Genomic DNA, 7,185 nt, shown 5'->3' with positions numbered 1-7,185 from the left:
CACCGCTCTTTACCGCTTGGGCTGCCGCCCAGTCTGTGAAGTTGGTAATCTTTGGCACTTGGTATTTGGCGCCGACTTTAGCCACACCAGGGCCGGACTGGCTGAAGCCGGACATGTTGGAGACTGTGCCCTTATGCACTTCCAGCTTTTTCACCGTCTCCTGATAAAACTGGTCAATGGCTTCGGTCTGGGCAGTCAGCTGCCCGTCGGTCAGGCCGAAAACTCCGCTGGCCTCGACAGCATTCTTGGTCGATTCATTAAGACCGGGCTGGGTCCCCGCCACAACGATAGCCGTTTGGCTGTAGTCTACTTGGCCATCTGAATAAACCGGAGCTACTGCTAAAGCCTGAGTAGTATCGTTGACACTGTTGACAACTTGATATTTTACCCCATCAATCTTGAGCGGTTTATCACCATTTATAATTGATTTATCATCCAGTGTTTTTTTAATTTTACTTTGAAGGGACTGCATATTTTGATCAGTTAACGTTGCCATTTCCAGTATTCTCCTTTCTCAATCTCTACATTATACTCTATTTCTGCTTTAGGGCTACCCTCTGACGACTTTTCAATATCTTGTAACTGCCCCTCATCTATTAATGCTGCCATATTTTCATCAATTTTCCTACTTTCAGAAAGTTTTGCTTCATCAGGTAAATAATCATATTTTGAAACATCAATTTCTTTCCCTGAAGCAGAGTCAGATAAATAAACAACATCATTCTTCCATACATCAAAATCCAAAGCATAAATTCCTTCTAAAAGGCCATAACTTTCTTGGTCCTCTTTCTCAGTCGGCATACCAAGTAAAGCACTATTTCCATTTTCATCATATACGACAGGAACAACATTAGCTGTTAACATTGTAAATTTTCCATCTCCATCAATGAAAATAGGAGAAAATTCAATTTTACTAATTCCAGAATAATTTTCTTTTATATAAAGTGCTGTTTGTTCCTCTAAAAGTTTAAAACCGTGCTTATATAAATTATCAACCTTTTTCTTTTCCATGTAACGATTATACCCCCAAATTCCTGTGATAGCGATGAGAACAGCAGCCAGCAGTCCCCAGAAAATCTTTGCCGGTCTGCTTAACTTTTTCCTTTTAGCCATAGAAAATCTCCTTATATTCACTTAAGTCAGCTGTTGGATAATAAATTAGTCAGGTTATTTAAAAAGCTTTGTTTAATCGGCTTTCAGAAAAATTGTTATTTTAATGACCAGCCGCCGTCAGCTTTGACAATCTCTCCCTGCATGGACTCTGCTTTTCCTGAAGCTAAAAAGAGCGTCAATTCAGCAATCTCAGACGGAACCGTCCACCGTCCGATAGGGGTTTCAGCGGCTACCCAATCAGCAGAACCGCCGGCCTTAAAATCATCTGCTGTCATTGCCGTCTTTACGGCACCCGGCGCAATTCCAAATACCTGAATATTGTCTTTGGCGTAATCCAAAGCCAGCTGCCGGGTTAGACCAGCCAGTGCATGCTTGGCGCTGGTATAGGCCGCACCGCCTCCTCCGGCTAAAAAGCTGGCAATAGAGCACATATTGATAATAATACCCGCTTTTTTCTCAATCATTTTGGGCAAATAATGGCGGATAAGCTGTACTGGAGCCCAAAAATCAGTGCGGAAAACCAGCTCAAAGTCAGTTTCTGAAAGATTAAGAAGAGGCTGATAACCGTCAAGGATACCTGCTGTATTGCACAGAATATCCACCTCAGCTGCAAAATCATAGAGGGCACTTAGATCTTCCGTCAAATCAAGCTGCATAAAGTGAAACTCTCCCTGTAAATCAGGAACAGCCCCTTTATCCACACCATATACCTTATAGCCCTTCTCCAAAAAAAGGCGGGCCTGTGCCAGACCGATACCAGATGAAACACCGGTTATAAGAACTGTTTTAACCATAAACTTACTCCTGTTTTTCAGTCAGACAATAAAGATTGTTATTTTCTGCTCACTAAATAAATCCTTACTGCCTTTTGTTTTTACCCATTATATCAAAAAAGCCTCTCCCTATAAATCGCTTTATAACAGCAGGGGATTGACATACTTGCCGATGCTTAGCTTTGTTTTTTGTTTCTTGTTTAAAATATTTTTTATGGCTAAAAAAGACGAAAAGCCTTGCTTTTCGTCTTTTTGTTATGATTTTGTACGAAGAACCCAGATAAGAAGTCTCCCCATGGCTAAGCCAAAGAGAAGAATAATCCCAAGAATCAGCAGCCAGCTCCAGGAATAATCCGTTAAAATTTCCGGCAGAGGGACATTGATGCCAAAGAAACCGGTAATAATATCCGGTGTTGCCAAAAGAATGGACAGGCCTGTTAAAATCTTCATCGTATCATTCAGCTGATTATTTAAGATATTATTGTAAGTCTCTGATAACTGTGCCAGCGTCTGTGCTGTCAGTTCGGACATTTCAAGAATCTGCCGGGCTTCAATTTTTGCTGCAGAGAGCTTATCACCATCTCCGGTGAAAAAAGGACAGTTCAGCGATGAATCCTTCAGCTGTTCTAAAACAAGATAATTTTGCTTGCTGGATGATTTAATGCCAATCATAATCATCTCTATATCCGATAAGGTTAGCAGACGATCTTTAGTTGTCTTTTTACGCAGTTTTTTTCGGATCTCTTTTAGCTCTTTGTTAAGACCTTCTAAAATATGAAAATAATTTTTAGAGACAGCAACCAAAGCGGCACATACGAAATCATACACAGAATCAATAGGCTCTGATTCAAATAAAGCAGCAAACTGCTCAATCATATAAGCATTATCATTAGTATGCAAAATGATGATCCGCTTTTCTTTAAGAATAAAGGTTATCGGTGTTGTCGCATAAACATTATCAATCTTTTTATCATGAATAGCATCATACACCAGAATCAACCGTTCCAATTTCTCATGATAGTCAATATGGGCCAACTCATCGACATCAGAAGCATAAGCAATAATTTTTTCATCAATTGCCAAATCTGCTTTCAACTGATCACTGTCCAGTTTTTCATCCAAATTGACACAAATCCACGTAAGATCACCAAAATGCTTTTCTTTCATAAAGCTCCTTAAACAAGATACAAAGGCCGTTAAAAGAGCAAAGCAAAAATAGGAGACTGGACGAAGAGCCACAAGGCTCTAGGACAGGCTATCTTTTTTGCACAGCTCTTAGGCCGTGTTCAATTCATAAGATACAAAGGCCGTGTAAAAATCCGTATGAAAATAGGGGGTGTCAAGTGATGCTGGCATCACAATGGCAGCCGTCTCTTTTACTAGGATTTTAGGCCGTGTTCAATTCATAAGATACAAAGCCCGTGAAAAACGCAAAAGGAAAATAGGGGGTGTCAAGTGATGCTCGCATCACAATGGCAGGCATCTTTTTCACTAGGATTTTAGGCCGTGTTCAATTAACAAGATACAAAGCCCGTGAAAAACGCAAAAGGAAAATGACGGTAAGCCAGAAATCTTTGATTTCGTAGGCGCACCTCTGCCAAGACGACTAGAAGGAGGCGGCAAAAATTTAAGCTTTCATGCCATTCTGGCTGTTTCAGCTTCTCTTGGCTATCTGTCAGCCTATCACACTGCCATTGGGCAGGGTGGGGTCAACGGTCAGCAGAGTCAGCTGGCCATCATGTTCAGCTGAGAGAATCATACCCTGGCTAATGTATTTTTTCATCATTTTCCGCGGTTTAAGGTTAGCAACAATTTGTACTTTTCTGCCCACTAACTCCTGCTCATTCGGATAATATTTGGCAATACCGGAGAGAATTTGACGGTCCTCGCCATCACCTGCATCCAGACGGAAAGATAATAGTTTATCCGATCCGGCAATTTTTTCAACTGCCTTGACTTCCGCCACGCGAATTTCTAATTTATCAAAATCATCAAAGACAACCGGCGCTTTATCGGATTTAAGTTCGACCTCTTCAGGGTTCCACTCTTTCTCACTAGCCTTGTCAGCGTTCATCTGCTCCTTGATATAAGCGATCTCTGCTTCCATATCTAAACGCGGGAAAACAGGACTCCCCTGTGGAACAACCTTAGCTCCTGAAGGCATGGCTGACAGGCTGAGGCTGACAAGATCAAACTCTGAGCCAAAGCCCAGCTGCTCCATGATGGCATCGGAAGTTGCCATCATAAAAGGCTGAATGAGGTGAGCCACCAGGCGCAGACTGGCTGCCAGATGGGCCATAACAGCAGCCAGCTCCTGATTTTTCCCGCTATCTTTGGCTAAAACCCAAGGCGCTGTTTCGTCAATGTATTTATTGGTCCGAGAAATTATCTGCCATACAGCTTCTAAAGCCCTCGGATAATCCACTGCTTCCATCTGTCTGTGGTAGTTTGTCAGATTTTCAGCAATAAAGGCTTCTAAATCAGCATCAACAGCTGTCACCTTCTCAGCATAAGCCGGAATGCTGCCGCCGAAATATTTATTAATCATGGCAACTGTTCGGTTAAGAAGATTGCCTAAATCATTAGCTAATTCATAATTAATCCGGCCGATATAGTCTTCCGGTGTAAAGGTTCCGTCCGACCCTACTGGAAGGCTGCGCATGAGGTAATAACGCAGGGAATCAAGCCCGTAACGTTCAACCAGCATCTCAGGATAGACGACATTGCCTTTTGATTTAGACATCTTACCGTCCTGCATCACAAACCAGCCATGCGCCACTAAACGTTTTGGCAGCGGCAAATCCAAAGCCATAAGGATAATCGGCCAATAAATAGAGTGGAAACGCAGGATATCTTTACCAATCATATGAATATCTGCAGGCCAGAACTTATCGAAGTTGCTGTGGTCTTGCTGTCCGTAACCAAGTGCTGTAATATAGTTAATCAGCGCATCAATCCAGACATAAACCACATGTTTTGGATTGCTTGGCACCTCTACCCCCCAGGTAAAGGTTGTCCGGCTGACCGCTAAATCTTCCAGACCCGGTTCAATGAAATTTTTCAGCATTTCATTCATCCGCCCATGCGGAGTAATAAAGTCCGGATGCTCCTTGAAGAAAGCAACTAGACGGTCGGCATATTTACTGAGTCGGAAAAAATAGCATTCTTCAGCAACTTTTTCAACTTCATGTCCAGAAGGCGCAATACCCCCGATAATCTGACCTTCTTCATCCCGAAAAACCTCAGCCAGCTGACTTTCCGTGAAATACTCTTCATCTGAAACAGAGTACCAGCCGGTATATTCACCCAGATAAATGTCCCCCTGCGCCAGAAGCTGTTCAAAAACTTTAGCTACAACATCCTCATGGTAGTTATCTGTCGTCCGAATAAACTTATCATAAGAAATATCCAGAAGCTCCCATAATTCCTTAACACTCTCTGCCATGCTGTCAACATAAGTTTGCGGGCTGATACCGGCTTCTGTTGCTTTTTGCTGAATTTTTTGGCCATGCTCGTCCAGTCCGGTCAGATAAAACACATCATAACCCATCAGCCGTTTATAACGAGCCATGACATCACAGGCAATAGTCGTGTAAGCAGAACCGATATGAAGTTTCCCAGAAGGATAATAAATCGGAGTTGTAATATAAAATGATTTTTTATCAGTCATAGTATTCCTTTCAGTAAGATAGAAAATATCTCAGATGAATTCCTATATAAAATCCCAGACAGCAGTTCATTTACCGCCGGTTGTTCTTTAAACCTCACAATGAAAAAACACCGACAGCTCCTGCAAGGGGTAACACCTTATTATAGCATAAGTTCAGCCCGCTTGAACAGTTAAAAAAGGAAACAGATAAAAACAGAAGCTTAGGAGCAGCGGCCTAAAAAGCAGCGCTGTCAAATTTCCTAAAGTTCTTGTTTTTTTCTGCTTCCTTATTCTTATAATTTTCTCACGTCCTGCTGCCGTCTGAAAGGAATATATATCCGTCAGAGAGTTTTTACTTTTTTAAGCCTGTTTTTCAATACTCACTGTACTGACCATACTTCTTACGGTAATTTTTCTCAATCTTTTCATAATCTGAAACCATCTTTTTAGCCTCTTTTGACGATAATTTTTTAAAGACCATTTCGTCAATCAATTTACCTTTCTCATTATAGATTTCAACCGTTAAAGTACTGCCTGATTTCCTGTATTTGTATTGGTTTTCACCCATATCATCATACGAATCGATGTAACTTTGTTTTAAATCTTCTACTGTATCTTCATCAAAACTACTGTAGTAAGCAGAAAAGTTATCCATCACCTCGTCAACCTTTTTCTTGTAGGCTTTAGGGGTGCTTGCCCGCAGCAGCCTTTTCTCCCAAGGATTGACCTTCAAAAGCGGGTTAAACAGATTGGTCAAGAAAATATCTACTTCAGCATTATCGCCATCATACCACTTATTATAATAATAACCATACTCTGAAAAGTCATTGTTTTCGACGGATATAAAGAAATGATATTCAATATTGTTCTCTTCTTCGAGGAAAGTATGCCATTTTTCTTCTTCTTCATCATAATAACGCTCATAGGTCAGCTCCCAAACACCGTCAATCCTCCCTGAATAATAGCGATAAGCCGCATAACCGCCCAAAATGCTGAAAAGCAAGATCAGACCCGAAACGACACTGACAGCAATGATAGTTGATGTTTTCATTTTCTTCTTGGCCGGCGGCTGAACTGATGGCATGGACTGAGCAGCAACAGACTGAGGCGGTACAGAGCCGGCAGGCTGATTTGCAGCTTGCGGCGGAGCGGCCGCCTCTGGCTGACTGGCAGCTGGCTGGTGCAGCGGCTCTAGCTTATCTTGGTTGGCAGCAGTTTGCACGAAGTCGCCATTTTGCAAAGCTGTTTGAATTTCTGCTGCACTCGGCTGACGACCGTAAACCGTCCTAAAATAGTCTAACCATTCTTCTTGATTCATCATAAATCTCCTCCTCTAAACAAAGATATAAAGGGCGTTTAAAGAGCAAAGCAAAAATAGGAAAATTGACGAAGAGTCGCTGAGACTCTAGGAGATTTTATCTTTTTTGCACAGCTCTTAGGCCATGTTCAATTAGCAAAGATACAAAGGCCGTAAAAAAGGCAGAGCAAAAACTGGTTGATGTCTTTTTAAGTGTTTCATCAGCTGTTTTTACAGTATTGAACTAATAGATACCACTATTCTACCATAATTTTATCTCTTGAACAGGGCTTGTCAAGCAGGATTTTCTTGCTGACGGCAAAAGAAAAACCGTTATTTAGGGGATTGCAGCA

General features: G+C 41.6%; 5 protein-coding genes and 1 pseudogene. All 6 read right to left on the bottom strand.

The annotated features are described in order from the left end of the window. A pseudogene (locus AB3329_RS05980) lies at positions 1-496 on the bottom strand (hypothetical protein); the annotation flags it as partial. After that, entirely contained in the window at positions 484-1,113 is a 630-nt protein-coding gene (locus tag AB3329_RS05975) for a hypothetical protein (protein WP_368394853.1), read from the bottom strand. The pseudogene AB3329_RS05980 and the gene AB3329_RS05975, both read right to left, overlap by 13 nt. A 95-nt stretch (positions 1,114-1,208) precedes the next feature. After that, positions 1,209-1,907: a 3-oxoacyl-ACP reductase gene (locus AB3329_RS05970; protein ID WP_368394851.1), complete on the bottom strand. Its 699-nt coding sequence runs from the start codon at positions 1,905-1,907 to the stop codon at positions 1,209-1,211. Positions 1,908-2,141: 234 nt separating this feature from the next. After that, a complete protein-coding gene (locus AB3329_RS05965) occupies positions 2,142-3,053 on the bottom strand; it encodes a magnesium transporter CorA family protein (RefSeq protein WP_368394850.1) in 912 nt (303 codons plus the stop codon). A 508-nt stretch (positions 3,054-3,561) separates the two neighbouring features. Next, positions 3,562-5,583 carry a methionine--tRNA ligase gene (gene metG / locus AB3329_RS05960; RefSeq protein ID WP_438272897.1) on the bottom strand — a complete coding sequence of 674 codons (2,022 nt, stop codon included), beginning with the start codon at positions 5,581-5,583 and terminating at the stop codon, positions 3,562-3,564. A gap of 325 nt (positions 5,584-5,908) precedes the next feature. Then, positions 5,909-6,856: a hypothetical protein gene (locus AB3329_RS05955; protein WP_368394857.1), complete on the bottom strand. Its 948-nt coding sequence runs from the start codon at positions 6,854-6,856 to the stop codon at positions 5,909-5,911. Positions 6,857-7,185: the final 329 nt, after the last annotated feature.

Origin of the sequence: Streptococcus huangxiaojuni (assembly GCF_040930515.1) — a bacterium.
Taxonomy (GTDB): Bacteria; Bacillota; Bacilli; order Lactobacillales; family Streptococcaceae; genus Streptococcus; species Streptococcus huangxiaojuni.
Note: the sequence above shows the minus strand (reverse complement) of the source record. Positions and strands in the feature narration are given on the sequence as shown.